Here is a 25,214-nt window from a genome sequence, read left to right as displayed (position 1 = left end):
CGGGCACGATGAAAAGCGGCGCGTCCTGTTGGGCGCGCCGCTTTTGAGTATTTGAAACAAGGTGAGAGGGCTATTCGGCGGCGGAGCGGCGGCGTTTGAGCAGGGGGGCGAGGTAGTGGCCAGTGTGGGAGCCGGCGACCTTGGCGATGTCTTCGGGTGTTCCCTCGGCCACGACCTTGCCGCCGCCGTCGCCACCCTCGGGGCCGATGTCGATCACCCAGTCGGCGGTTTTCACGACATCAAGGTTGTGTTCGATCACGATCACCGTATTGCCCTGATCCACCAGCTCGTGCAGCACGTCGAGCAGTTTGCGGACGTCTTCGAAATGCAGGCCGGTGGTCGGTTCATCAAGGATATAGAGCGTGCGGCCGGTCGAGCGGCGGGCGAGTTCCTTGGACAGCTTCACGCGCTGCGCCTCGCCGCCCGAAAGCGTCGTCGCCTGCTGGCCAACCTTGATATAGCCAAGGCCGACATGCATCAGCGCGTCCATTTTTTCGCGGATCGAGGGCACGGCGGTAAAGAAATCCTGCGCTTCCTCTACCGTCATTTCTAGCACGTCGGAAATTGATTTACCCTTGAACAAAACCTCGAGCGTCTCGCGGTTATAGCGTTTTCCTTTGCAGGTCTCGCAAGTGACGTAGACGTCGGGCAGGAAGTTCATCTCGATTTTCAGCACGCCGTCGCCCTGACAGGCCTCGCAGCGCCCGCCCTTGACGTTGAAGCTGAAGCGACCGGGCTTATAGCCACGCGCTTTCGATTCAGGCAAGCCGGCGAACCAGTCGCGGATCGGGCCGAAGGCACCGGTATAGGTGGCCGGGTTCGAGCGCGGGGTGCGGCCGATGGCGCGCTGGTCGATGTCGATGACCTTGTCGAGGTGCTGCAGGCCCTGCACGGTTTCGCAGGGGGCCGGGGTCTGGCGCGCGCCGTTCAGACGCATCGAGGCGGTTTTGAACAGCGTCTCGATGGTCAGCGTGGATTTACCACCGCCGGAAACGCCGGTCACGCAGACGAATTTGCCCAACGGGAAGTCGACGGTGACCTCTTGCAGATTGTTGCCGGTGGCTTTGACGATGGTGATCGCCTTGCCATTGCCCTCACGCCGCAGGCCCGGAACCTCGATCCGGCGCGCGCCGGACAGGTATTGGCCGGTCAGGCTGCCCGGGTCGGCGGCGATCTGGTCGGGGGTGCCCTGAGACACGATACGCCCGCCGTGAACGCCCGCACCGGGGCCGATGTCGAGCACGTAATCGGCGCTGCGGATGGCGTCTTCGTCATGTTCGACGACCAGCACGCTGTTGCCCTGGTCGCGCAGGTTGCGCAAGGTCACCAGCAGGCGGTCATTGTCGCGCTGGTGCAGGCCGATGGAGGGTTCATCGAGCACATAAAGCACGCCGGTCAGGCCCGAACCGATCTGCGAGGCGAGCCTGATCCGCTGGCTTTCGCCGCCTGAGAGCGTGCCGGCTGCACGGCTGAGGGTCAGGTAATCGAGGCCGACATTGACCAGAAAGCCAAGCCGTTCGCGGATTTCTTTCAGGATCGCGACGGCGATCTGGCTTTTCTGCACACTCAGATGGTCCGGCGCTGCGGTGATCCACGTAAGCGCGTCGCGGATCGACAGTTCCGAGACATGCGAGATGTGGTCGCCGCCGATCTTGACCGCCAGCGCCTCAGGCTTCAGACGCGCGCCGCCGCAGGTCGAGCAAGGGCGGTTGTTCTGATAGCGCTCGAACTCTTCGCGGATGAAGTTGCTGTCGGTTTCCTTGTAGCGGCGCATCATATTGGGGATGACGCCTTCAAAGGCGCGGGTCACCGAATAGACGCGGCCGGAATCGTCATAGCGGAAGGGGATTTCTTCGCCGTCCGAACCGTGCAGCAACACATTCTTGACCGTATCCGGCAGGTCGCGCCACGGTTTCTTGGCGCTGAACTTATAGTGCTTGGCCAGTGCCTCGATCGTTTGCAGGAAATAGGGCGTCTTGCCCTTGCGCCAGGGGGCGATGGCGCCGTCTTCAAGCCGCAGCATGGCATCGGGGACAACGAGGCGTTCATCGAAGAACAGCTCAACCCCCAGACCATCGCAGGCCGGGCAGGCGCCGTTGGGCGCGTTGAAGGAGAACAGGCGCGGCTCTATCTCAGGGATGGTGAAGCCACTGACCGGGCAGGCGAATTTCTCGGAAAATGTGATCCGTTCAGGCGCTTCGCCTTCCGGAGCCGAGGCCATCTCCAAGAGCGCAATGCCATCCGCCAGATCCAGCGCGGTGCGGAAACTGTCGGCCAGCCGCGTTTCGGTGCCCGGGCGCACGACGATACGGTCGACGACAACGTCGATGTCATGGCGGAATTTCTTGTCCAGATCGGGCGGCGAATCCAGATCGTGAAACACGCCATCAACCTTGACGCGCTGGAAACCCTGCTTGCGCAGTTCCAGCATCTCTTTCTTGTACTCGCCTTTGCGGTCGCGGACGATAGGCGCCAGCAGAAAGGCGCGCGTTCCCTCTTCAAGCGACAACACGCGGTCCACCATATCCTGCACCTGCTGCGCCTCGATCGGCAGGCCGGTCGCAGGGGAATAGGGCGTCCCGGCGCGGGCAAAGAGCAGGCGCAGGTAGTCGTGGATTTCGGTCGCGGTGCCGACGGTCGAGCGGGGGTTCTTGGACGTGGTCTTTTGCTCGATGGAGATCGCCGGGCTGAGCCCCGCGATATGGTCCACATCGGGTTTCTGCATCATATCAAGGAATTGCCGGGCGTAGGCGCTCAGGCTTTCGACATAGCGGCGCTGGCCTTCGGCATAGATCGTGTCGAACGCCAGCGATGATTTGCCCGAGCCCGAAAGCCCCGTTAACACGACCAGCTGGTCGCGCGGAATGTCGACGTCAATGCCTTTGAGGTTGTGCTCTCGCGCGCCTCTGATCTCGATGAACTTCTGCTCAGCCATATCTCTCACCCGGCGCGAAAGGCCCTTTGGCGCTGAACATAGTGCGTTTGTCTCGAGTCTCCAATGCGAAAGTAAGAACAAAAGGTAAACCATCGCTGCGGCAGCAAATTCATGCTGCGATGCCGCAAGTCGATCGGCGTGAAATCGTGCGGCCGGTCGGGCGGTCAACCGGCCTTTCGCTGACCGGTCCCGCGCGCAGGTGCAGCGCCATGCTGACAGGTTTTATCGAATGAGCGGCAAACGGCTTATTCCGACACGAACATGCCGCTTTCGCAACCTCCCCAAGCCGGGTACGTGTTAGGTCACGCCCGAATGGCCGACCAAAGCGGAATGACCCGATGATTAAAGTATTTTCCTCCACCTGGGCGCTGCTGCTGGGTCTCATGTTGCTCATGCTCGGCAACGGCATGCAGGGCACGTTGCTGGGTATCCGGGGCGCCATAGAGCATTTCACCACGACGCAAATGTCGATCGTGATGTCGGCTTATTTCCTTGGGTTTCTGTTCGGCTCGCGCCTTGCGCCCGAGATGATTCGGCGCGTCGGGCATGTGCGGGTGTTTGCTGCGTTGGGGTCGATGATCTCGGCCGTGCTGATCCTGTACGCCGCCGTGCCAGACTGGATGGCCTGGACGCTGATGCGCGTGCTGATCGGGTTCTCGTTCTCGGGCGTCTATATCACCGCTGAAAGCTGGCTGAACAACGCCTCGACCAACGAGACGCGCGGGCAGGCGCTGTCGCTTTACCTGATCGTGCAGATGATCGGCATCATCGCCGCGCAGGTCTTGCTGAACTTCGCCGACCCGTCGGGCTATATCCTGTTTGTCATTCCCTCGGTGCTGGTGTCGCTGGCGTTCACGCCGATCCTGCTGGCGATTTCCCCCGCACCGGCGTTTGAGTCGACCAAGCCGCTGAACTTCAAGCAACTTTACAGCGCCTCGCCGCTGGGCTGCGTGGGCATGTTCCTGCTGGGCGGGGTGTTTTCGGCGCAGTTCGGCATGGCGGCTGTCTGGGGCACGCAGGCCGAGCTGAACATCCGCGACCTATCGGTTTTTGTTGCCTCGATCTATGTCGGCGGGCTGGTGCTGCAATTCCCCATCGGCTGGTTGAGCGACCGCATGGACCGCCGCAAGCTGATCCTGGGGCTGTCTGCCGCCGGGGCTGTTGTGCTGACGGTGCCGGTTGTGATCGACGTGCCGTACCTGTTCTTGCTGGTCGTCGGCGTGCTGATGGGCGGGATTTCCAACCCGCTCTATTCGCTGCTGCTGGCATACGTGAACGACTATCTGGATAAATCCGACATGGCCTCGGCATCGGCCGGGTTGATGTTCATCAACGGGTTGGGGGCGATCTCCGGGCCGATCATCACCGGCTGGATGATGGGCGCGATCGGGCCCTCGGGGTTCTTCCTGTTCATGGCGATCATTTTCGCCGTGCTGGCAAGCTATGCCGCCTGGCGGATGACGCAGCGCCGGGTCACGCCGGATGCGAGCAGTACCTACACTGCCTTGTCGCCGACCGCTTCGGCGGTCACGGTTGAGGCAGCGCTCGAACGGCATGAAAACGACGCGGAATCCAGCTGAGCCGGGCGGGTGGGGGTTGACCCACCCGCTGCACCCGTCGCAGGCTTGAGGGAAAGGAGACCGCTATGACAACCAGCCCCCGCGCCGACGCCATTCTGCACTACTGGAACGATCTTGGCCCCGAGGGTTGGTATGCGGGCGGCGAGGCGTTGGATGCCGAAATCCGCGATCAGTTCGAGGGGGACTGGGACAAGGCCAACGCCGGGGCGCTGATTGAGTGGATGTCGTGCCCTGAGGGTATTCTGGCCTATCTGCTGCTGACCGATCAGTTCCCGCGCAACATGTTCCGTGGTCAGGCCAAGGCCTTTGCCACAGACAAGCGCGCGCGCCGGGTCGCGCATTACGCCTGGCAGAACAAGGCCGATCTGCGCATCGACGAGCCGGTGCGGCAGTTTTTCTACCTGCCGCTGATGCATTCTGAAAGCTCGTTCGATCAGGATCGCGCGGTTGCGCTGATGATCTCGCGACTGCCCGAAACCGGCGCCAGCAACGTGGTCCATGCTTGCGCGCACCGCGACATCATTCGCAAGTTCCGCCGCTTTCCCTTCCGCAATGAAGCGCTGAGCCGTGAAAGCTCGCCTGATGAAATCGCCTTCCTTGAGAACGGTGGTTATGGTGAAATCGTGCGCTCGCTGGGCGGATGAGCCGCTGAGCCGGGACGCAAAGGCTGGGTGATTGCCTTTCGGTCAAAAGTAGTTTAGTGCTCAACTATATTTTCAGTGGGAGGTCTCCATGGCAGATCAGAGCTTTGACGTCGTCGTTATCGGCGCCGGTCCCGGTGGCTATGTGGCCGCGATCCGCGCCGCACAGCTGGGCAAGAAAGTCGCCATCGTCGAGCGCGAGAACCTGGGCGGGATTTGCCTGAACTGGGGCTGCATTCCGACCAAGGCGCTGCTGCGCTCGGCCGAGGTCTTTCATCTGATGGAGCGGGCCAAGGACTATGGCCTGAGCGCTGACAAGATCGGCTATGATCTGGACGCGGTGGTGAAACGCTCGCGCGGGGTTGCCAAGCAGATGGAGGGCGGGGTCAAGCACCTGCTCAAGAAGAACAAGGTCGAGGTCGTCATGGGCGCGGCCAGCATTCCGGCCAAGGGCAAGGTCTCGGTCAAGACGCAGTCCGGGATGCAGGAGCTGACGGCAAAGAACATCATTCTGGCCACCGGCGCGCGGGCGCGCGAATTGCCGGGGCTAGAAGGCGACGGAGATCTGGTCTGGACCTACCGCGACGCGCTGGTGCCCAAGCGGATGCCCAAGAACCTGCTGGTCATCGGCTCGGGCGCGATCGGTATCGAATTTGCCAGCTTCTTCAACACGCTGGGCGCCAAGACCACGGTGGTTGAGGTCATGGACCGTGTGCTGCCGGTCGAGGATGCCGAGGTCTCGGCCTTCGCCAAGAAGCAATTCACCAAGCAAGGCATGGTGATCCGTGAGAAGACCACGGTCAAGAAACTCGACCGCTCTAAAGGCAAGGTTACCGCGCATCTGGAAGCCGGTGGCAAGACCACGACCGAAGATTTCGACACGGTGATCTCCGCCGTCGGCATTGTCGGCAATGTCGAAGGTCTGGGTCTGGAAGAGCTGGGCATCAAGGTCGACCGCACCCATGTGGTGACCGACGAATTCTGCCGCACCGGGGTTGAGGGGATCTTTGCCATCGGTGACATCGCCGGGGCGCCATGGCTTGCGCACAAGGCCAGCCATGAGGGTGTGATGGTCGCCGAGCTGATCGGGGGCGGGCATCCGCATGCGATCAAGCCGAACTCGATTGCCGGCTGCACCTATTGCCATCCGCAAGTCGCCTCGGTCGGACTGACCGAAGCCAAGGCGAAAGAGGCGGGCTATGAGCTGAAGGTCGGGCGCTTCCCGTTCATCGGCAACGGCAAGGCGGTTGCTCTGGGCGAGGCCGAGGGTTTTGTGAAAACCGTCTTCGACGCCAAGACCGGCGAGTTGCTGGGCGCGCATATGATCGGTGCGGAAGTGACCGAGCTGATCCAGGGCTATGTGATCGGCCGGACTCTGGAAACGACCGAGGAAGACCTGATGAACACGGTCTTCCCGCATCCGACGCTGAGCGAGATGATGCACGAAAGCGTGCTGGAAGCCTACGGCCGCGCGATTCACATCTGACGCAGCAGACCATCCTCAAGCGCGCTGGCCAACGGGTCCAGCGCGCTTGCCAGTTTTTCGTCGATGATGTGCAGATACTCGGTCCAGTCGTGCAGGCCGGTCAGATCCGCCTTGCCGTCCGAGATCCCGCGCAGCGCGATCAGTGGAACATTCGCCTGCATGCAGGCGCGCAAGACGGCGTAAGTTTCCATATCCACCATATCCTGCGCGATGCTGTCATAGGCCGCACCCGTGACGATATTGCCGCCGGTGGACAGGGTCGCCGTGGCGACGCCGGGCAGGGTATGGGGCAGGGCGATGGTCTCGGGCAGATCAAGGAAGGGCACGGTGCCCTTGGCGAACCCCAAGGGCGACGCGTCGATGTCGCGCCACGCGACGTGACTGGCCTGATACAGACCACAGTGATCGAGCCGCGCGGAACCGGCTGAGCCGAGCGACACCACCAGATCGGGCAGCGTTCCGGCAATCGCCAGCCGGGTGAGCGCCGAGGCGGTGACAACCGCAGCCTCAACCGGCCCGACGCCGGTGATCAGCGGCGTAATGCGCGCTTGCAGCGCAGGCCCGTATTCGGCGCGGGCGGCCATGACGAAAAGCACGTCATGGCCTGCGATCCGCGTCAACGGGGCCAGCGTCGGGGCCATTCAGGCTCCGCGCGCCAAAGCCGCCACGCCGGTGCGGGCGATTTCGCTCAGGCCCAGCGGGCGCATCAATTCGGCGAAGGCGTCGATCTTGGACGGCGCGCCGGTCATCTCGAACACGAAGCTTTCCAGTGTGGAATCAACGACATTGGCGCGGAAAATCTCGGCCAGACGCAGCGCCTCGATGCGCGCATCGCCCTTGCCCGACACTTTCAGCAGCGCCAGCTCCCGCTCGACCGCCGACCCTTCGACCGTCAGGTCGTGGACCTCGTGTACCGGGACAATCCGGCCCAGCTGCGCCTTGATCTGGTCGATGACCTGCGGCGTACCAGTCGTGACGATGGTGATGCGCGAACGGTGGCCCTTGTGGTCGGTTTCGGCGACGGTGAGGCTTTCGATGTTGTAACCGCGCCCGGAAAACAGCCCGATCACCCGCGCCAGAACGCCGGGTTCGTTATCGACGATGACGGCCAGCGTGTGGCTTTCGATCACTTCGGCATAGGGATCGCGGAGTTCATAGGCGGAATGCTTGGACGAGCCTTGCGAGATGTGTAGCGGGGACATGGGGAACCCTTCACTCTGTGCGGCGGGCAGATCAGCCGCGCCTGATAGATGTTTGACGTCGAGCAGGTCAGCGCGGTCTCCCGCGCCGACCCCTTGGCCCAGCCTCAGACCAGCGCGCCGCCGGCACCCTGGATGGCATTGCCGACATCGCCGTCGGGCAGCAGCATCTCGTTATGCGCATTGCCCGAGGGGATCATCGGCAGGCAGTTCTCGTGCTTTTCAACCATGCAATCCATGATCACCGGCCCGTCATAGGCCAGCATTTCCTTGATCGCCTCGTCCAGATCGTCGGGGTGGTCGACGCGGATGCCCTTGCAGCCAAAGGCCTCGGCCAGCTTGACGAAGTCAGGCAGGCTTTCGGACCACGATTGCGAATAGCGCTCGCCGTGCAGCAGTTGCTGCCATTGGCGGACCATCCCCAGACGTTCGTTGTTCAGGATGAACTGCTTGACCGGGGCGCGGAACTGAACGGCCGTGCCCATCTCCTGCATGTTCATCAGCCACGAGGCCTCACCGGCGACGTTGATCACCAGCGCTTCGGGATGCGCGACCTGCACGCCGATCGAGGCGGGCAGGCCATAGCCCATCGTGCCCAGACCGCCGGAAGTCATCCAACGGTTCGGGCCGTCGAAGTTCAGGTATTGCGCGGCCCACATCTGGTGCTGGCCCACCTCGGTGGTGATGTAGCGGTCATAGTCGCGGGTCAGCGCTTCGAGCCGTTGCAGCGCGTATTGCGGCTTGATGATCGGGCCTTCCTGTCGATAGGCCAGACAATTGACCTTGCGCCATTCCTCGATCTGTTTCCACCACGCCGCCAGCGCCGGCGAGTTGGTCTTGCGACCGCGCGATTTCCAGATCTTCAGCAGATCTTCCAGAACATGACCGACATCGCCGATGATCGGCAGATCGACGCGGATCACCTTGTTGACCGACGACGGGTCGATGTCGATATGCACCTTGCGCGAGCCGGGGCTGAACGCGTTGACCCGCCCGGTGATCCTGTCGTCAAAGCGCGCGCCGATGTTCACCATCAGGTCGCAATCATGCATCGCCATGTTGGCTTCATAGAGACCGTGCATGCCCAGCATGCCGATCCACATCTTGCCCTTGGCCGGATAGGCCCCCAGACCCATCAGGGTCGAGGTGACGGGAATTCCGGTTGCCTCGGCCAGCTCGGTCAGCAGCTGACCGGCAGCTGGCCCTGAGTTAATCACGCCGCCGCCGGTGTAGAACACCGGGCGCTCGGCCACTTCCAGCATCTCGACCAGCTGGGTGATCGCGTCGAGATCGCCCTTCACCTTGGGCGCATAATGCGAGATCCGGGCTTTTTGCGGCGGGGTATAGGTGCCGTCGGCGAACTGGACGTCCTTGGGGATGTCGACCAGCACCGGACCGGGGCGGCCCGTGGTGGCGACATGGAACGCCTGATGGATCGTCTCGGCCAGCTTGTCGGGGTCTTTGACCAGCCAGTTGTGCTTGGTACAGGGGCGGGTGATGCCAACGGTATCGGCTTCCTGGAAGGCGTCATTGCCGATCAGGAAGGTCGGCACCTGACCCGACAGCACGACCAGCGGGATCGAGTCCATCAGCGCGTCGGTCATGCCGGTGACCGCATTGGTCGCGCCGGGCCCCGAGGTCACCAGAACAACGCCGGGCTTGCCGGTCGAGCGCGCATAGCCTTCGGCCATATGCGTAGCACCCTGTTCGTGCCGCACGAGGATGTGGCGGATCTCGTTCTGTTGGAACAGCTCATCATAAATCGGCAGCACGGCGCCGCCGGGATAGCCGAAGACCACTTCGACACCCTGGTCCTTGAGCGCCTGAACGACCATCTTCGCACCGGTCATCTGCTGGGACATGATCTTCTCCACCTCTATCTCGCGCCAGCCTTTGCCCCAGGCCAGCCAATTGGGCAACAAAAAACCCCCGGTCAGGGGGGTCATGGGGGTCGTTCGGTGCCGGTCTCAGACCGATCCGTTACCAACCCCAGAACTGATAAGTACCGCGTTCATCGCTGATCCTTTCGCTTCCGAGCGGACATTACGTGCGCCGCAGAGCAGCGTCAACAGGGAACGGCAGAGATTCCGGTCGCAAAAGGGCGATTTTCTTTGCGAATATTGCCGTCAAAGCCAGAATATCGCAATTTTCAGAAATCAGGGCGGATCGGCGGGCGCAAACCTGACGAGTCCGGTCACCCGCGCCCGTTTTTCGACTCGGTCGGGGGCAGGGTAATCGCGGCGACTTGCTCGGTTATCGGGCGCACAGACAGCGGGTGCGGCTGGCGGCCGTATTCGGCCGGATCGCCCAGTTCGCGCCACTCGCCATCGCGGTAAACCTCAAGCGCGCCGAAGCTGGCCTTGTAGGCCATCTTCACGCTGCCGGGCACCCAATAGCCCAGATAGACGTAAGGAAGGCCCACCTGGCGGGCCAGTGTCACATGGTCGAGGATCATATAAGTTCCCAGACCGTCCTTGATCCGGTCGGGGTCATAAAAGGAATAAACCAGGCTCAACCCGTCTTCGAGCACATCGGTCAGACAGACAGCGGCCAGCGTGCGACCCGAGCCTTTGGTGCCGGGCACAGGCTTTTCGGGCTTCTCGGTATACTCGATAACGCGTGAGCGGACCGGCGTTTCCTCGATCATCGCGGCGAATTCGAAGATGTCCATGTCGGCCATGCCGCCATCGGCGTGGCGGCTGTCCAGATAGCGCCGGAACAGGCTGAACTGTTCGTCGGTTGCCCAGGGGCTCGTCGCCTCGCGGTTCAGGTGGCCGTTGCGCTTGAGGTTTCGGCGCTGGCTGCGCGAGGGTTCGAAATCGGCAACGCGAATGCGCGCCGACAGGCAGGCGGCGCATTCCGAGCATGCAGGCCGATAGAGCACATTCTGCGAGCGCCGGAAGCCCTGTTTGGACAAGGTATCATTGAGCGCGCGCGCTGAATCCCCGGTCAGAGCCGTGAACAGCTTTCGCTCGCTTTGCCCGGCCAGATAAGGGCAGGGCTGCGGCGCCGTGACGTAGAACTGCGGCGCTATGGGCAGCGTATGGCGCATGATGGGCGCCCGTCCTTCTGGCTGGCATGCAAATCAACAAAATGGCGGCAATGTCAGCTGCCGCGCGACATCAAGGTAACAAGGCTAACGCCATCCGCCAAGAGCTTGTGCAAGGGTTCCGCAAAGCTTTGGCGAACATCAGTCTTCCATATATTTGTTGATGATTGTGGTTCCCAAGATCCAGTCATTCAACCCCTGCCGATAGGGCGTGAGCATCATCATCGCGACCGAGCCGATCTGCGGCAACACGAATACCATCGACAGCGCATACAGGATCGAATGCGTCAGTGCGATTTCACGGCTTGGGGTGCGACCATTGAGCTGGCGCAACTGGACCGAGGCAACCATCATCCCCAGTGTCGCGCCGTAGCGCGTCAGCATCACCGTGCGGTAGGCGATGGCAATCGCGCTCCAGACCAGCGGAAAGATGAAGATCGCCAGAAACGCTGTGCCGATCAGCACAACCAGCATCAGGCCCAGCGTGACGATAAGATCAATCACCCATGCCAACAGGCGCTTGGCGACGAGGTGATCGTAGAAGTCCGGGTTCTCGACTGGATCAGGCAGTCTCATGCGGTGAAATCCGCTTCTTGCGCGCCGCAGGCCATGAACAGCGCGCCCGGAGCGACGGCGAACACATGGTCGGGCGTTCCGGCAGCGGCATAGACGGTCTGGAAATCCTTGAGCCGGGGGTCGGCAAAGATCACCGGCGCGGTCAGATGGCCTAGGGGCGAGACACCGCCGATGGCGAAACCGGTAACCTTGCGCACGGTGCCTGCATCGGCGCGTTGCAGGGTTTCACCCGCCACCACTGCAGCCTTGTCGCCGTCCAACCGATTGCCGCCTGCGGTCAGGAACAGATAGATCACGCCGCTTTCGCCCTGAAAGATCAGGGACTTGGCGATCTGGTCCAAGTCGCAGCCACAGGCCTTGGCGGCATCCTCGGCCGTGCGGCTGGCGCCGGGGTTCAGGATTTCGGCCTCAAGGCCGATGTCGTCGATGGCTTTGGCGACGCGCGCCAGAGATTTGCTCATATCGTCCTCCAGTCCCGGCCAAGATGGGCAGGGACAGGCGCGGACTCAAGCCCGCGCGGGTATTTGTGCGGCGGGCAGGGTGCGTTACTTGCGGAACTGGTCCAGGCTGACAACCTCACCGGCCTTGCGCGGCTCGGGATCTGTGTCGGTATGGATCATCGGCGCTTCTTCGTCGTCGTCATCCTCGTCGTCGTCTTCGTCGGAATGGGTCTCGAACTTGAGACCGAATTCGACAGACGGATCGACAAAGGTCGAGATGGCATCGAAGGGGATATACAGCGGCTCGGGCTGGTTGCCGAAGTTGAGCGTGATCGCAAAGCCGTTCTCGTCAACCTCAAGGTTTTCAAACCAGTGCTGCACGACGATGGTGATCTCATCGGGATAGCGCGCACGCAGCCAGTCGGCCATTTGCACGCCCGGATGCTGGGTGGTCAGGGTGATGAAGAAATGGTGCTCGCCGGGCAACCCGTCGGTGCCGACTCGAGTCAGCACCTCGCGGATCAGGCTGCGCATGGCCTGATGCATCAGATTGCCATAGTCGATTCCGCGGTCCATGCCAGCCCTCGCTACCCTTCGGTTCCTTACGCGCAGCATAGGGTTTTCGTCGGCGATGAAAAGCCTTCAGCGCGTTTGCAGGTGCAGAAAACCCGACAGCCCGGCAAGCTGTGTCTGCTCAGGCTCTGGCGGGCCGCTGCTGTCAAAGGCCACAGGCGGGATCAACTCGCGCAGCAGTTTGTCGCGCATGGCGCGTTCAAAATCATCGTGTTGCTGGGCAGTTATGACGAATCCACCGGGTGTGACGACGTGACGGCGGTAGAAATTGGTGATGCTTTGGCCGGTTGCCGCGCCCTCGATTGCCAGTCCGTTGATGGTGATTCCCCGTGCATAGGCGGCGCTGCGCTCACGGCCGACGGTGAAGCCTTCGTTTTCATCGCCGTCGCCGGACATATCGATGACCCAATGCGCGCAGTCAGGAACCTGCGCGAACAGATCGACCGAGACCTGCATCGCGTCGCCCACCGCCGTGTTGCCGCCTGCATGGGCACGGGGCATCCCGCTGATCCGACCCGCCAGTCGGTTGACCTCGACCGGTTCGGACAGCCGGGTCCAGGGCACCGAGACGCTTTGCTCCAGCGCGCCGGACCATTGCACCACCGCCAAAGCCACACGCCCGCGCAGCAACGCGTCGGCGACATCGGGGTCGCGCAGGGCATTGGCGACGCCCTGCGCCTGGAGCTGGAATTCATAGGCATCCACCGAGCCCGAGACATCCATCGCCAGAACCAGCGCGATGTCGCAGCCCCGCGCCGGTTGCGCGAGCAGGGCTGCCAGGGTCAGGCACAGGATCCCTTTCATCACGCCAGCGTGACACAGCACGCCGGCATTAGACATCACGAAGTCGTGATTAGCCTTGCGGCTGGATGATCACCAGGCCGCCGGTCTGGCCTTCAAGCACACCCTGATCCGCCGGAGCCGGGCGCAGCATGGCTTGCAACAGCACCGGAACGGGCGTCCAGTAGGGCGTGTACCAGTCCTGATCGACTTCCAGAATCAACACCCGGTCGCGTGCCGCGTCATAGGCGCCGATGGGCGAGACATGCGGGCCGTCCCAGTCGCCGGTGACGACGCCCTGGTTGAAATAGACCAGCACGGCATCATCGGCGCTGGCCTCATTCGCAGCCAGTGCATCGCGCAGCGCATCGAGCGTGGCGGCGTCGTCGGTTGACGGGTGCATCGTGGTGACGGCGTAGGGCATCTCGCGCGCGGTGAAAGCAGCGGCGGTGAACTCTGCCAGCTGGTCGAAGGTCACCCCGTCGCCGCCTTCGGCGGAAAGTTCGGCCCAGAGCGGCAGGCCGGTCGCTTCCAGCAACTCGGGCTGGGACAGGATGGTATCCTCGGCCAACGCGGGGAGACCCGCCAGCCCGTTCACGGCAGCCGTCACAGCGGCGATCGAGCAGGCCGAGCTGGTGAACTGTGCGCGCGCGAACGGCGACAAGACCCAGTAATCGGGCGCCGGAGCCTCGCGCAGATAGGCGCTGTCCGTGCTGAGCGGCACGGCGTTAGGGCCGAGTTTGGGCAGTGCGTCCTCGGCCAGAACCGGCGAGGCGAACGCAACAGCAAGACCACACAGAGAGGCCGCGAGCCGGGCACGCAGAACCATGGGAACCTCATAGAAGAATGTGAGAAAGGGGTCAGTGCCGTTGACGTTATCAGCGGCGCGACGCCAGTCAAACGGATTCACGCTGGGCGTGTCCAGATGGCGTTCCAAGAGGGGGGGAGTAAGTGCAGGCTTCTGTTGCCAGGTGCCTGCGGACCCCGCCTTACGCTGCTAGGCGCAAGGGCTTAAGTTCGGCGACTCGAACTGCTTACGCAGCCAGAGCCATTGCCGGAGCACGGTTGTCATTGGCAACTGTACGTTTTGCACCGGTAACGGTGGTAGCTCACCGAGACAAAGCAAACCCCTTTAGACGTTCGTCGATCCTGTTTCGGCCCCATGACCCGCCAATACGGGTGTTTGGTGGAGCCGCCGGGTACCGCCCCCGGGTCCGATCCGATTATTACGAGCGCGTTTATGTCCATAGATCCCGTTGCCGGGAACACCTCTTATATAGGGCCGGGCGCAGGGCTTCTCAAGAGGGGTACTCGTTGTTCTTCTTACGCGACGTGTCTTCGCGCGCCCGGCGGATCGCTTCGGAAAAGGCGCCCGCCAAGACGCCGGTCGGCAAGGCGATGATGCCAATACCGCAGAGCGCCGTGAGCGCGGCCAGAAACCGGCCCAGCGATGTGATCGGCACAACATCGCCGTAGCCCACCGTTGTCAGCGTCTCGACCGCCCACCACATCGCGCGCGGGATCGAGCCGAAGGCTTCGGGCTGGGCGTCGGCCTCGACCACATAGAGCAAAGTCGCTGCCGCGAGCATCAGCGCGAGGGCGAGCATGGCGCTAAGCATCAGTTCGGTCGCGCGCGAGCGAAAGGCGTCGAAGAGCAGGTTCAGCGCCCGGCTGTAGCGTCCCAGCCGCGTCAGCCGCAGGATCCGGGTGATCTGCAACAAGCGAAACACCAACGCCTCAAATCCGAAAGACGGCATCAGGAACGTCACCAGCACCGCCAGATCCACAAGGGCCGAGACCGAGACAAGATACGACCAGACACTGCGCACCTTCGGGTTCAGCGTGGCGACCCACACCCGCAGCAGAAACTCGACGGCAAAGAAGACAAAGAGCACAGCCTTGAGCGTGCCCATCGCCCAATCGTAGCGCCGGATCACATGGACCTCGGTTTCAACCACCGCTGCAACGATCAGCAGCAAAATGCTGGCGACAACCAGACGATTAAAGAGCGACAGGCCCGGACCTTCGCGCATCTCGGGATCGATGGCGGCAGAGACACGGCGGCGCAGCGTTCGGTCCTGAGGGCGTTGTGGCACCGGAGGGTTACTCGCTCAGCGGGGTCAAGCGCTGGACCGGCGGCAGTCGCAAATCGCGCATCCGGGGAGGGCGTTCGACCGGTTGCGCGTCGTCCGGTGTGCCGTTGCTGCGCTCGGATTCAAAGGTCCACAGCTCCATCAAAGCCGCGCGGGTATCATCGGTCCGGCCACCGGCGATGCCGTTGGCAACGCGCACATGGTAGGACAGGAACCGCGCGCGGATGCGGGTGGGATAGCCAGTGTCGGCGGTAATCGCGAATTCTGCGTCGATCAGCCCTTGGGTCAGCATCGCCAGCGCCGGATTGCCCGAAGCCAGCGCCAGCGCCAGATTCATTCGTCGTACCGAGGCGATGAAATCGGCATCCGAAATGGCGAAGTCGGATTGCTGGTCAATCTCGGCGCGCAGATCGGTGATGTCGGCCTTGCGCAGCGTCGCCAGCTCGGCACAGCCCAATTGCAACTGGATGCGCGCTTCGGTCAGCAGGGGGCGATGAGCGTTATCCTCGGCGCGGGTGGACAGCGCGATCAGCGCGGCGATCTGCTCGCCCGCGATCTCTGGGCTGGGGCGGGTGACGAAAGCCCCGCCACCGGCACCCCGGCGCGACGTGATCAGCCCGCGCGCGGTCAAGCGCCCCAGGGCTTCACGCAGCGTGGGACGCGACACCTTGAAGTGAGCACACAGATCCGCCTCAGATGGCAGTCGATCACCGGGGGCGTAATGGCCCGACACAATGTTGTCTTGCAAAAGCGTCGCGATGGCGCTCGCGCGGTCTGGGGCACGGCCATCACGGGCCGGAAAGCTGCTCATACCATCAACCCACTGCTTTTGGTGCATTTTTATTGTCTGGCAATAGGATGCCAGAGGCTCTTGGCACTGTCAATCGCAAGGCGAGTGCAACGCTCTCTGGTGGGCGGTTTGCGACACAGTTAGGCTGCCTCAATCGGAAAGGATTCGTTATGCAGCTGGATATGGATTTCGTGCGGGCGCAGTTCCCGGCTTTTGCCGAGCCATCACTGGCAGGGCAGGCGTTTTTCGAGAATGCGGGCGGCAGTTATACCTGCAAGCCGGTGATCGACCGGCTGACCCGGTTCTACCACCAGCGCAAGGTCCAGCCGTATTATCCTTTCGAGGCCAGCCGCCTTGGCGGCGAGGAGATGGATGAGGCGCGCGGGCGTCTGGCGTTGATGCTGGGTGTGGCTACAGACGAGGTCAGCTTTGGCCCCTCGACCAGCGCGAACACCTACGTTCTGGCGCAGGCGTTTCGCCAGCATCTGACGCCCGGCGATGCGATCATCGTGACCAATCAGGACCACGAGGCCAACACCGGCCCGTGGCGTCGGCTGGCCGAGGCCGGGATTGAGGTACGCGAGTGGCAGATCGATCCGACCACCGGGCACTTGCCGCTGGGCCGCCTGCCTGAGCTGCTCAAGGGGGCAAAGCTGCTCTGCTTTCCGCATTGTTCGAACGTGGTTGGTGAGATCAATCCGGTGGCCGAGATCTGCGCGATGGCGCAGGCGGCGGGCGCGGCAACCTGCGTTGACGGTGTCAGCTACGCGCCGCACGGCTTTGCCGACGTCGGGGCGCTGGGGGCCGATATCTATCTGTTTTCCGCCTATAAAACTTACGGGCCGCATCAGGGCATCATGGTGATCCGCCGCCCGCTGGGCATGGCGCTGCCCAATCAGGGGCATTATTTCAACGGCGAGGTGCTCTACAAACGCTTCACCCCCGCCGGGCCGGATCACGCGCAGATCGCCGCGTGCGCTGGGATGGCCGATTACGTCGACGCGCTGGCCGAACACCACGGGGCCGGTGATCTGATCCCCAAAGCCCGCGCGGCGATGGTGCATGACCTGATGCGCGCGCATGAGGCGACAATCCTGCAGCCGTTGCTCGACTACCTTGGCACCCGCAATGAGCTGCGCTTGCTGGGGCCGAAATCGGCTGCGCTGCGCGCGCCGACGGTCTCAGTCCAGGCGGGCGAGAGTGGGCACGAGTTGGCGCGGGCCCTGGCCGAGCAGGGCGTGATGGTCGGCGGCGGCACCTTCTACGCCGACCGCGCGCTGCATGCGCAGGGGGTCGATCTGGACCGCGGCGTGCTGCGCATGAGTTTTGTGCATTACACCACCGCAGCCGAGGTTGACCAATTGATCGGCGCGCTAGATCGGGTGCTATGACGCCCCTGATCCTTTGGTTCCGCCGCGACCTGCGGCTTGATGACAACCCGATGCTCGCCGCCGCTGCCGCGACGGGCCGTCCGCTGATCCCCGTGTTCATCGCCGATGGCTCAGTGACCGGGATCGGTGCGGCGGCGCGCTGGCGGATGGGCGAGGCGGTCGAGAGTTTCGGCACGCGACTGGCCGGGCAGGGCTCGCGCATGATCCTGCGGCGCGGACCGGCGCTGCCGGTGCTGCTGGAGCTAATCAGCCAGACCGGCGCGAGCGGCGTCTGGTGGACGCGGCTTTACGATCCGTTCTCGCGCGAGCGCGACACCGACATCAAGGATTACCTGAAATCCCAAGGGCTTGAGGCGCGCAGCTTTCACGGGCACACCTTGGCAGAACCGTGGGATGTCGCCACTCAGACCGGCGGGCCGTACAAGGTCTATACCCCGTTTTGGAAGTCGCTCGACGCACAGGGCGTGGCCGAAGCGGTGCCAGCGCCTGAACGCCTTGTCGCGCCGTCCGACTGGCCGGGCAGCGAAGCCTTGGCAGGCTGGCGACTGGGCGCGGCAATGAACCGGGGCGCGCCGGTACTGGCCTCTCATGCCGTCGTCGGCGAAGCCGCAGCGCAGGCGCGGCTGGACCGTTTTCTGGCTGAAACCGTGCAAAATTACCGGACCGACCGCGACTTCCCGGCGTTGAAGGCGGTCTCGGGCCTGTCGGAAAACCTGACCTATGGCGAGATCGGCCCGCGCCGGATCTGGCACGCCGCCAAGGCGCTTCCCGGCGAGGGCGCCACGCATTTCCGCAAGGAACTGGCGTGGCGCGACTTTGCCCATCACCTGATGTTCCACACGCCGCATTTGCTCGACAGCAACTGGCGCGACGAATGGAACGGGTTCGCGTGGCAGGGCGACACAGAGAGTGCCGAACGATGGCGGCGCGGCCTGACCGGCGAGCCCTTCGTGGATGCCGGACTGCGCGAGATGTTCGTCACGGGCACGATGCACAATCGCGTACGGATGATCGTTGCCAGCTATCTGACCAAACACCTGATGACGGACTGGAAAATCGGGATGGACTGGTTCGCCGAGTGTCTGACCGACTGGGATCCGGCCTCGAACGCGATGGGGTGGCAATGGGTGGCGGGCTCGGGCCCCGATGCCGCGCCGTATTTCCGCGTCTTCAATCCCGCCACTCAGGCAGAAAAGTTCGATAAAACAGCCACGTACCGCAAGACCTTCATCGCCGAACTCAGCGCAAAACCTGGCGCGACAGCGCTTTCATATTTCGACGCCGTGCCGCGCAGTTGGGGTCTGGACCCGGCAAAACCCTATCCGGATCCGCTGATCAGCCTGTCCGACGGCCGCGAACGCGCGCTCGCCGCCTACGAGTCGTTACGGAAAGGTTAAAATTCTGGTTTGACCACTCATCCATCTTGGCTAGTCTTTCGTAAAGAAAGGAAGAACTTAGCACAGGGGGGATCATGGACATCCTGACCACGACACAAGGGCAAAGCGGTTTGCCGCGGTATTTCAAACCGGTTTTCGCCCAACTTGGCCGGATGACCTATGGACGGCTGGACGTGATCCTGCCTGACGGTCGCCGTTTTCGCGCGCAGGGACCAAAGGCCGGGCAGGCCGTCGAGGTGACGGTACACAATCCTGACGCCTTTGCCCGGCTGATCCGCGAAGGCGATCTCGGCTTTGCCGATGCCTATCTCGAGGGCTGGTGGTCCACGCCCGACCTGCAGGCGCTGATGGACGTGATTTTCACCGACAACCCGGCGCTGCTGGACGAATTCACCGGCATGGCCTTAGTGCGGGCGTATGAGCGCGTCCGGCACTGGCTGCGCGGAAACTCGAAGACGCAGGCACGCAAGAACATCGCGCATCACTATGATTTGGGGAATGAATTTTATTCGCTATGGCTGGATGACAGCATGACCTATTCCTCGGCGCTGTTCAAAACCGGGCAGGAAAGTCTGGAGAGCGCGCAGGAGCAGAAATACGCCGCCCTTGTGGACTCGCTCGAGCTGAAGCCCGGCGATCACGTGCTGGAAATCGGCTGCGGCTGGGGCGGGTTTGCCGAATACGCGGCGGGCAAGCGGGGCCTGAAGGTCACGGGTCTGACGATCAGCAAGGCGCAGCATGATTACGCCGTGGCCCGGATGGAGCGGGCGGGATTGTCCGACAAGGTCGAAATCAAGATGCAGGACTACCGCGACGAGCAGGGCCTGTACGATGGAATCGCTTCGATCGAGATGTTCGAAGCGGTGGGCGAAGCCTATTGGCCGACGTACTTCGACGCGGTGCGCGGGCGGCTCAAAGAGGGGGCAAAGGCGACGATTCAGGTCATCACGGTGCCGAATGAACGCTTTAGCCTCTACAAGAAGAATGTTGATTTCATTCAGAAATACATCTTTCCGGGGGGCATGCTGATCTCGCCCGCGCGCTTCACGCAAGAGGCACAGCGCGCCGGGCTTGCGTTCCTGTCCTCCATCGAATTTGGCGAAAGTTACAGCCAGACACTGCGTCGTTGGCACGAAACCTTTACCCAGACATGGGACAAGATCCATGCCATGGGCTACGACGAACGGTTCCGGCGGATGTGGGACTATTACCTCACCTCTTGCGCTGGCGCGTTTCACACGGGTATCTGTGGCGTGACCCAGATCACCCTGCGCCGCCCGGCCTGACCCACGCGCGCGCCGCACAGACGGAGGCGCGATGTTCACGCTTATCAGGCCCTTGGCGGGCATTCTGCTGGCTGTCTTCGCGGGCTATTGCGCAACGGTCTATGAGCCGCTCTACCGGCCAGACGCCAATCTGGGCAATTTTCCGATCTGGGCGGCGGCGATTTCTTTCGTCGTCGGCTGGGTCTTTCTGGGGGGCCGGATGGGGCGCGCCTTGTGGTTTTCCCTCTATATCGGTGTTCAGTCGGTTGGCCTTGCTGCGCTGACCATCGGTGCCGTGATGGGGGTCCGAGAGGTATTCATCCTGGGCTATCGCCGGCGCTATCCTGAGGTCATGGATGCCATCAACGGGTATTTTGACATTCTGGCCGACTGGTTCGGCAAGGCGCTCGACCGGGATTTTCTGATCCTGTTGGGGACCGGCGGTCTGGTTTTGGGCCTTATCTTGCATGGAATGATGAGCGCGCTCGAAAGGCGACGGAATGACCGATAAGCCCTTGTTCTTGTTTGGAACGCTTCAACATGAACCGCTCTACGCCGCCGTTGCCGGTACAGCGCTGACTGCCCAAAGCGCCGATCTGGCCGACCATGCAGTGCGACATGCCGTTGACGCGCATAGCGACGTGCAGGTGTTTCCGCTGTGCGTGGCACAGCCCGGTCAGGTGACCAAAGGGCTGTTGGTCCGCCCGGATGCCGCCGCCCGCGCGCGGCTGGATGCGTATGAGCAGCTTTTCGACTATGTACCCTCGGCAATCCGCGTTGCGACGGGGTCCGGCATGGTTGAGGCGCTGATCTATCAGGCACATCCCGGTCGCTTTTCGGCGGGTGAAGGCTGGTCGCTGGATCGCTGGGCCGCGAAGCACGGCGCGCTCACAACTGATATTGCGGCGGATGTGATGGATTTGCTGCGCGAAGCGTCGCCCGCTCAGGTGCGCCACCATTTCAGCATGCTCGCCGCTCGGGTCGCGAGCCGCAGGCGGGCAAAGGCGACGCCGCCCGAAGCGACCCTGCGGCGCGCATCGCATCCTGATGACGTGAAGATCGCGCGCTATCATGCGCCCTACACGTGGTTTTTCGGCGTTGAGGAAGCGGACATGCAGTACCGTCGGTTTGACGGCACGCTCAGCGATCCGATCAACCGGGCAGGCTTTGTCATGGCCGACGCCGTGACCGTTATGCCCTATGACCCGGTTCGCGACACCGTCATGCTGGTCGAACAATTCCGCTTTGGCCCCTATGTTCGTGGTGATCAGAATCCCTGGCTGCTGGAACCCATTGCCGGGCGTATCGACGCAGGCGAAGCGCCCGAAGAGGCCGCACGCCGCGAGTCCGTCGAAGAGGCGCATCTGGAGATGCGCGCGATGCACAAAGTCGGGCAATATTACGTCAGCCCGGGCGCGGTCAGCGAATACCTGTTCTCATACATCGGCATCGCGGACCTGCCTGACAGCGTGCAAGGCGTTCACGGGCTGGCCAGCGAGAACGAGAATATTCGCTCGCACGTTATCCCGTTCGACCGGCTCATGGCGCTGATTGACAGCGGTGAGGTGTCGAACGGGCCATTGATCATCACGGCACAATGGCTCGCGCTGAATCGAGAGCGGCTGCGCGGCGGGGTTTAATCCTCGCGCAGCTGACGCGCCCAGATCATGCAGGCCGAGGCCAGCACAAGACAGAGCAGGGACGAGACCGCCAGAGGGACCGGCGTGCCGTTCATGAAGGTCGCGGCCGTCGCTGCCAGCAGGGCCGAGATCACCGTCGAGAACCCGCCAACGACCGACGCCGCCATGCCTGCGACATGACCCATCGGCTCAAGCACCAGCGCGTTCAGGTTGCCGATCAGGAAACCGATCGAGAAGAACTGCATCAGCATGAACAGGATGAACAGCTCAAACCCCCAGTCACCCAGCGGGTACTGAAAGCCGATCAGCGCGATCAGGCTGATGGCAATCTGCCAGGTCAGCGCAATGGCCACCATCCGCCGCATGCCGACCTTCACCACCAGCCGCGCGTTGATCAGGCTGGCCGGGGCGGACAGGATCGCAACAAAGGCGAACCAGGCGGGGAATTGCGCGGTGCGGTCAAAGCTTTGTTCAAAGATCGCCGCGACGCCGCTGATCCAGCACAGCATGGTGGTGAACACAAAAGTCAGCGCCAGCAGGTACAGCCGCACAAGCGAATGGCCCAGCACGGTCTTCAGCGCGAGCCACAGCGGGGCGACAGCCAGCGGGCGGCGGTTTTCGGGACTCAGCGTCTCGGGCTGGCGCAGCAAAAGCCAGAGGCCGGACACCGTGCCAAACGCCATGAAGCTCCAGAAAATCGCGCGCCAGCCAAACAGCGCACCCAGTTCGGCCCCCATGAACGGAGCGATGGCGGGAACCAGCGTGAAGACGGTCATCGAGAAGGACACAACCCGCGCCATCATCCGCCCCGAATAGAGATCGCGCACCAAGGCCTGACTGACCACACGTGGCGCCGCAGCGCCAAAGCCCTGCATGAAGCGCGCGACCAGCAGCATGGTAATGTCCTGCGAGGTCGCGGCGATACCGGCCGCGATCATGTAAAGGACGATCCCGCACAGGATGACGGTCTTGCGGCCCAGGCGATCAGACAGCGGCCCCATGATAAAGGTGCCTGTGCCCAGACCGATCATGAAAACGGTAATGACCTGTTGCGCCTGTGCCATCGAGCCTTGGGCCAGATCCTCGCTGATCGGGGTCAGCAGCGGGAGCATCGCGTCGACGGAATAGGCGACGGTGGCCATCAGCAGCGCAAGAAGGCCGATAAACTCGGGGAAAGGTAGCGTCTTTGTCGGAGGAGTCATGCAGCCGCCAGTTGGTCAAGGATATTGAGCCAGGTGTCGACCGGCTGCGCGCCGTTCAGCACGTATTGGCGGCCCAGAATGAAGGCCGGGACACCCTGCAGCCCGCGCGCGCGGATGTCAGCATCGCGGGCGCGGATGTCATCGGCATCGGCGTCGCTGTCAAGCAGGCGCGCGGTGACGGCGCGGTCCATGCCCGTGCGCTCGGCAATGTCGAGCAGGGTATCACGGTCGCCAATGTCGCGGCCTTCGGCAAAATTGGCGCGGAAGAGGGCGCTGACCACGGCGTTCTGGTGCCCCTCAAGCCCGGCCCAATGGATCAGCCGGTGCGCGTTCAGGGTCGACGGGTTGCGCTCCATCTTTTCCAGTTCCAGCGGCAGGCCCAGCTCTTCGCAGGCCTGCACAATGGGAAGGTGCACGCGCACCACTTCATCGGGCGGGCCGAACTTGGCCTGCAAGTATTCGCGCCGGTCCATGCCTTCGGGCGGCATGGTCGGGTTCAGCATGAACGGGTGCCATTCGATGATCAGCGGATGGTCGGGGCGCTGTTCCAGCGCGCGCTCAAGCCGTGCTTTGCCGATATAGCACCACGGGCAGACGGGATCAGAGAAGATATCGAGTTTGGTGCTCATGGTTTGTATCCTTCACGCAGCGCGCGGCGATTGATCTTGTTGTTGGCACCCTTGGGCAGGGCGTCGATGGTAAAAAACTGGTGGGGCTGCTTGTAGCGCGCCAAGGTTCTATAGGCGTGACGGGTGATGGATTGCCAATCTGGATCGGGCGTCGTGGGGACGAAATAAAGCGCGATGATCGTCGTGGTCGCGTTGACCTGTGCCTCGATCGCGGCGGATTCGACGATCTCGGGATGGGTGTTCATCGCCTTTTCCACCTCGAGCGGTGAAACACGAAAGCCGCCCGCGTTCATCATGTCATCGTCGCGGCCTAGATAATGGATCCCGCCGTTACTATCCATGCTTACCGTATCCCCGGTTACGAACCACTCACCGTTAAATTTGGCAGCGGTTTCATCGGGTTGCCCCCAGTAGCCCAGAAACAGGCCGGGATCGTCGCGGCCCACGGCCATCACGCCGCCTTCACCACGCGCGACAGGCTGGCCGTCTTCGCCCAGCACGGCCACCTTGCGGCCCGGCTGCGGATAGCCCGACGCGCCGTCAAGCGCCGGGCGGTCGGGCGAGGCCGAGATATAGGTCGAGACTTCGGACATCCCCAGTGCCTCGAAAATCGGCGTGCCGGTGGCCTCGGTCCAGCTGTGGCGGGTCTGCTCGGGCAGTTTCTCGCCCGCTGACAACCCGTGGCGCAGCTTGGGCATCGTCAGGATCTTCTCGCGCAGCATCTGCCGGTAAACACCCGGAGCAGCTGCAAAGATCGTGGCATCGAAGCGCTTGAGCAACAGCGGCAGTTGCGGGACGTGGACCAGTTTGTTGGGGATCAGCGCCGTCGCGCCGATTGCCCAAGGGTCCATCAACCCGGTGCCCAGCGTATAGGTCCAGTTGAACGCGCCCGCGTGCATCAGCCGGTCATCCGGCTTTAGTCCGTACCACCCCGCCCACATCATCCGCCGCGCCCAGACGGCGCGGTGGGCGTGCATGACGGCGCGGGGATTGCCCGAGGTGCCAGAGGTGAAGATCAGATAGGCCAGCCGGTCAGGATCGCCCATCGCCCAGTCGCAGGGCGCGTTGCGCCGCCAGTGGTGCAGCGTTTCGGACGCGATCACCAGCGCGTCGCCCTCGGGCAGCGCGATGTCGGGGGCGGCGATAATGGCGGCGGGGGTGATCTGGCAGGCCATCACCGTAATCTCGGCGGCGGTCAGCTGCGACGAGGTTGGCACCGGCACCAGACCAACGGCAATTGCGCCCAAGAAAGCCAGCGGGAAATCCACCGTGTTGCCCAGCCGCAAAAGCACCCGGTCGCCGGGCTGCAATCCGCTTTCCAGCAGCCCTGTGCCAATCCCGCGCACGGCCTTGGTCAACGCGTCATATGACCACCGTTCGGCCCCGGTCAGACCAACGATCTGCAAGGCGATCTTGTCGGGCGTCTGCTGCCCTGCGGCCAGCACATAGGCCGCCAGATTGAACGGCGCGGGGCAGGGGTCGAAAGGACCTGAATCAATTAACGCGTGCATGAAATCGAGCTAACCTCGCAAACAGCCGGGGGCAAGG

The 25,214-nt window shown here is 62.9% G+C and carries 23 protein-coding genes and 1 other RNA gene; 8 read left to right on the top strand and 16 right to left on the bottom strand.

What is annotated here, in order from left to right:
- Window positions 1-70: 70 nt before the first annotated feature.
- A complete protein-coding gene (gene uvrA / locus EAE28_RS20515) occupies window positions 71-2,935 on the bottom strand; it encodes an excinuclease ABC subunit UvrA (protein WP_127109756.1) in 2,865 nt (954 codons plus the stop codon).
- Window positions 2,936-3,273: 338 nt separating this feature from the next.
- On the opposite strand from uvrA, the gene EAE28_RS20510 reads away from it, so the two are divergent.
- From EAE28_RS20510 to lpdA, 3 genes are all read left to right on the top strand, one after another.
- Window positions 3,274-4,515, top strand: a complete 1,242-nt coding sequence (locus EAE28_RS20510) for an MFS transporter (RefSeq protein WP_127109755.1) — start codon at window positions 3,274-3,276, stop codon at window positions 4,513-4,515.
- A gap of 65 nt (window positions 4,516-4,580) precedes the next feature.
- Window positions 4,581-5,159 carry a DUF924 family protein gene (locus EAE28_RS20505; RefSeq protein WP_127109753.1) on the top strand — a complete coding sequence of 193 codons (579 nt, stop codon included), beginning with the start codon at window positions 4,581-4,583 and terminating at the stop codon, window positions 5,157-5,159.
- Between the two features lie 88 nt (window positions 5,160-5,247).
- Window positions 5,248-6,642 (top strand): dihydrolipoyl dehydrogenase, encoded by a 1,395-nt coding sequence (gene lpdA / locus EAE28_RS20500; RefSeq protein WP_127109751.1) that lies wholly within the window; start codon window positions 5,248-5,250, stop codon window positions 6,640-6,642.
- Here the strand turns inward: lpdA and EAE28_RS20495 are convergent.
- From EAE28_RS20495 to EAE28_RS20435, 12 genes are all read right to left on the bottom strand, one after another.
- Complete coding sequence (locus tag EAE28_RS20495) at window positions 6,633-7,283, bottom strand: 5'-methylthioadenosine/S-adenosylhomocysteine nucleosidase (RefSeq protein ID WP_127109749.1); 651 nt, start codon at window positions 7,281-7,283, stop codon at window positions 6,633-6,635. The two genes, lpdA and EAE28_RS20495, sit on opposite strands and share 10 nt — an antisense overlap.
- A complete protein-coding gene (gene ilvN, locus EAE28_RS20490; protein WP_127109747.1) occupies window positions 7,284-7,844 on the bottom strand; it encodes an acetolactate synthase small subunit in 561 nt (186 codons plus the stop codon).
- 104 nt (window positions 7,845-7,948) lie between these two features.
- Entirely contained in the window at window positions 7,949-9,703 is a 1,755-nt protein-coding gene (locus tag EAE28_RS20485; protein WP_164736718.1) for an acetolactate synthase 3 large subunit, read from the bottom strand.
- A gap of 332 nt (window positions 9,704-10,035) precedes the next feature.
- The gene (locus EAE28_RS20475) at window positions 10,036-10,893 is read right to left on the bottom strand and encodes an arginyltransferase (RefSeq protein WP_127109745.1); all 858 of its coding nucleotides are present in this window, start codon (window positions 10,891-10,893) and stop codon (window positions 10,036-10,038) included.
- Between the two features lie 138 nt (window positions 10,894-11,031).
- Entirely contained in the window at window positions 11,032-11,466 is a 435-nt protein-coding gene (locus EAE28_RS20470; RefSeq protein ID WP_127109743.1) for an RDD family protein, read from the bottom strand.
- A complete protein-coding gene (locus tag EAE28_RS20465; RefSeq protein ID WP_127109741.1) occupies window positions 11,463-11,927 on the bottom strand; it encodes a YbaK/EbsC family protein in 465 nt (154 codons plus the stop codon). The genes EAE28_RS20470 and EAE28_RS20465 overlap by 4 nt, the downstream gene beginning before the upstream one ends.
- A gap of 84 nt (window positions 11,928-12,011) precedes the next feature.
- The gene (locus EAE28_RS20460; RefSeq protein ID WP_127109739.1) at window positions 12,012-12,482 is read right to left on the bottom strand and encodes an SspB family protein; all 471 of its coding nucleotides are present in this window, start codon (window positions 12,480-12,482) and stop codon (window positions 12,012-12,014) included.
- A gap of 66 nt (window positions 12,483-12,548) precedes the next feature.
- The gene (locus EAE28_RS20455; protein ID WP_246022512.1) at window positions 12,549-13,319 is read right to left on the bottom strand and encodes a DUF1194 domain-containing protein; all 771 of its coding nucleotides are present in this window, start codon (window positions 13,317-13,319) and stop codon (window positions 12,549-12,551) included.
- Window positions 13,320-13,332: 13 nt separating this feature from the next.
- Entirely contained in the window at window positions 13,333-14,088 is a 756-nt protein-coding gene (locus EAE28_RS20450) for a phytochelatin synthase family protein (protein ID WP_127109737.1), read from the bottom strand.
- A gap of 121 nt (window positions 14,089-14,209) precedes the next feature.
- Window positions 14,210-14,565: a transfer-messenger RNA gene (gene ssrA, locus EAE28_RS20445) on the bottom strand.
- Window positions 14,558-15,355 (bottom strand): ion transporter, encoded by a 798-nt coding sequence (locus EAE28_RS20440; protein WP_220443973.1) that lies wholly within the window; start codon window positions 15,353-15,355, stop codon window positions 14,558-14,560. Before EAE28_RS20440 ends, ssrA begins: the two co-directional genes overlap by 8 nt.
- Window positions 15,356-15,362: 7 nt before the next feature.
- Entirely contained in the window at window positions 15,363-16,163 is an 801-nt protein-coding gene (locus EAE28_RS20435) for a FadR/GntR family transcriptional regulator (protein ID WP_164736717.1), read from the bottom strand.
- A 149-nt stretch (window positions 16,164-16,312) separates the two neighbouring features.
- Here EAE28_RS20435 and EAE28_RS20430 point away from each other — a divergent pair, with 149 nt between their 5' ends.
- The 5 genes from EAE28_RS20430 (at window position 16,313) to EAE28_RS20410 (ending at window position 21,835) form a co-directional block, all read left to right on the top strand.
- The gene (locus EAE28_RS20430) at window positions 16,313-17,533 is read left to right on the top strand and encodes an aminotransferase class V-fold PLP-dependent enzyme (protein WP_127109733.1); all 1,221 of its coding nucleotides are present in this window, start codon (window positions 16,313-16,315) and stop codon (window positions 17,531-17,533) included.
- Complete coding sequence (locus EAE28_RS20425; RefSeq protein ID WP_127109731.1) at window positions 17,530-18,930, top strand: cryptochrome/photolyase family protein; 1,401 nt, start codon at window positions 17,530-17,532, stop codon at window positions 18,928-18,930. The genes EAE28_RS20430 and EAE28_RS20425 overlap by 4 nt, the downstream gene beginning before the upstream one ends.
- A 74-nt stretch (window positions 18,931-19,004) precedes the next feature.
- Window positions 19,005-20,216: an SAM-dependent methyltransferase gene (locus EAE28_RS20420; RefSeq protein WP_127109729.1), complete on the top strand. Its 1,212-nt coding sequence runs from the start codon at window positions 19,005-19,007 to the stop codon at window positions 20,214-20,216.
- Window positions 20,217-20,247: 31 nt separating this feature from the next.
- A complete protein-coding gene (locus EAE28_RS20415; protein ID WP_127109727.1) occupies window positions 20,248-20,706 on the top strand; it encodes a TrgA family protein in 459 nt (152 codons plus the stop codon).
- A complete protein-coding gene (locus tag EAE28_RS20410; RefSeq protein ID WP_127109725.1) occupies window positions 20,696-21,835 on the top strand; it encodes an NUDIX domain-containing protein in 1,140 nt (379 codons plus the stop codon). Before EAE28_RS20415 ends, EAE28_RS20410 begins: the two co-directional genes overlap by 11 nt.
- On the opposite strand, the gene EAE28_RS20405 is transcribed toward EAE28_RS20410, so the two are convergent.
- The 3 genes from EAE28_RS20405 to EAE28_RS20395 are packed head-to-tail and all read right to left on the bottom strand — an operon-like array spanning window position 21,832 to window position 25,177.
- The gene (locus tag EAE28_RS20405) at window positions 21,832-23,037 is read right to left on the bottom strand and encodes a multidrug effflux MFS transporter (RefSeq protein WP_127109723.1); all 1,206 of its coding nucleotides are present in this window, start codon (window positions 23,035-23,037) and stop codon (window positions 21,832-21,834) included. The two genes, EAE28_RS20410 and EAE28_RS20405, sit on opposite strands and share 4 nt — an antisense overlap.
- Window positions 23,034-23,666 carry a DsbA family oxidoreductase gene (locus EAE28_RS20400; RefSeq protein WP_127109721.1) on the bottom strand — a complete coding sequence of 211 codons (633 nt, stop codon included), beginning with the start codon at window positions 23,664-23,666 and terminating at the stop codon, window positions 23,034-23,036. Before EAE28_RS20400 ends, EAE28_RS20405 begins: the two co-directional genes overlap by 4 nt.
- Window positions 23,663-25,177 carry a class I adenylate-forming enzyme family protein gene (locus tag EAE28_RS20395; RefSeq protein WP_127109719.1) on the bottom strand — a complete coding sequence of 505 codons (1,515 nt, stop codon included), beginning with the start codon at window positions 25,175-25,177 and terminating at the stop codon, window positions 23,663-23,665. Before EAE28_RS20395 ends, EAE28_RS20400 begins: the two co-directional genes overlap by 4 nt.
- Window positions 25,178-25,214: the final 37 nt, after the last annotated feature.

This window comes from Pararhodobacter zhoushanensis, assembly GCF_003990445.1.
GTDB classification, from domain to species: Bacteria; Pseudomonadota; Alphaproteobacteria; order Rhodobacterales; family Rhodobacteraceae; genus Pararhodobacter; species Pararhodobacter zhoushanensis.
Note: the sequence above shows the minus strand (reverse complement) of the source record. Positions and strands in the feature narration are given on the sequence as shown.

Coding starts and splice junctions, on each gene's coding strand:
- lpdA (WP_127109751.1), top strand. CDS start 5,248: ATGGCAGATCAGAGCTTTGACGTCGTCGTTATCGGCGCCGGTCCCGGT.
- EAE28_RS20415 (WP_127109727.1), top strand. CDS start 20,248: ATGTTCACGCTTATCAGGCCCTTGGCGGGCATTCTGCTGGCTGTCTTC.
- EAE28_RS20485 (WP_164736718.1), bottom strand. CDS start 9,703: ATGTCCCAGCAGATGACCGGTGCGAAGATGGTCGTTCAGGCGCTCAAG.
- EAE28_RS20465 (WP_127109741.1), bottom strand. CDS start 11,927: ATGAGCAAATCTCTGGCGCGCGTCGCCAAAGCCATCGACGACATCGGC.
- EAE28_RS20495 (WP_127109749.1), bottom strand. CDS start 7,283: ATGGCCCCGACGCTGGCCCCGTTGACGCGGATCGCAGGCCATGACGTG.
- EAE28_RS20455 (WP_246022512.1), bottom strand. CDS start 13,319: ATGTCTAATGCCGGCGTGCTGTGTCACGCTGGCGTGATGAAAGGGATC.
- EAE28_RS20505 (WP_127109753.1), top strand. CDS start 4,581: ATGACAACCAGCCCCCGCGCCGACGCCATTCTGCACTACTGGAACGAT.
- uvrA (WP_127109756.1), bottom strand. CDS start 2,935: ATGGCTGAGCAGAAGTTCATCGAGATCAGAGGCGCGCGAGAGCACAAC.
- EAE28_RS20510 (WP_127109755.1), top strand. CDS start 3,274: ATGATTAAAGTATTTTCCTCCACCTGGGCGCTGCTGCTGGGTCTCATG.
- EAE28_RS20420 (WP_127109729.1), top strand. CDS start 19,005: ATGGACATCCTGACCACGACACAAGGGCAAAGCGGTTTGCCGCGGTAT.
- EAE28_RS20460 (WP_127109739.1), bottom strand. CDS start 12,482: ATGGACCGCGGAATCGACTATGGCAATCTGATGCATCAGGCCATGCGC.
- EAE28_RS20450 (WP_127109737.1), bottom strand. CDS start 14,088: ATGGTTCTGCGTGCCCGGCTCGCGGCCTCTCTGTGTGGTCTTGCTGTT.
- EAE28_RS20430 (WP_127109733.1), top strand. CDS start 16,313: ATGCAGCTGGATATGGATTTCGTGCGGGCGCAGTTCCCGGCTTTTGCC.
- ilvN (WP_127109747.1), bottom strand. CDS start 7,844: ATGTCCCCGCTACACATCTCGCAAGGCTCGTCCAAGCATTCCGCCTAT.
- EAE28_RS20425 (WP_127109731.1), top strand. CDS start 17,530: ATGACGCCCCTGATCCTTTGGTTCCGCCGCGACCTGCGGCTTGATGAC.
- EAE28_RS20410 (WP_127109725.1), top strand. CDS start 20,696: ATGACCGATAAGCCCTTGTTCTTGTTTGGAACGCTTCAACATGAACCG.
- EAE28_RS20470 (WP_127109743.1), bottom strand. CDS start 11,466: ATGAGACTGCCTGATCCAGTCGAGAACCCGGACTTCTACGATCACCTC.
- EAE28_RS20400 (WP_127109721.1), bottom strand. CDS start 23,666: ATGAGCACCAAACTCGATATCTTCTCTGATCCCGTCTGCCCGTGGTGC.
- EAE28_RS20405 (WP_127109723.1), bottom strand. CDS start 23,037: ATGACTCCTCCGACAAAGACGCTACCTTTCCCCGAGTTTATCGGCCTT.
- EAE28_RS20435 (WP_164736717.1), bottom strand. CDS start 16,163: ATGAGCAGCTTTCCGGCCCGTGATGGCCGTGCCCCAGACCGCGCGAGC.
- EAE28_RS20395 (WP_127109719.1), bottom strand. CDS start 25,177: ATGCACGCGTTAATTGATTCAGGTCCTTTCGACCCCTGCCCCGCGCCG.
- EAE28_RS20475 (WP_127109745.1), bottom strand. CDS start 10,893: ATGCGCCATACGCTGCCCATAGCGCCGCAGTTCTACGTCACGGCGCCG.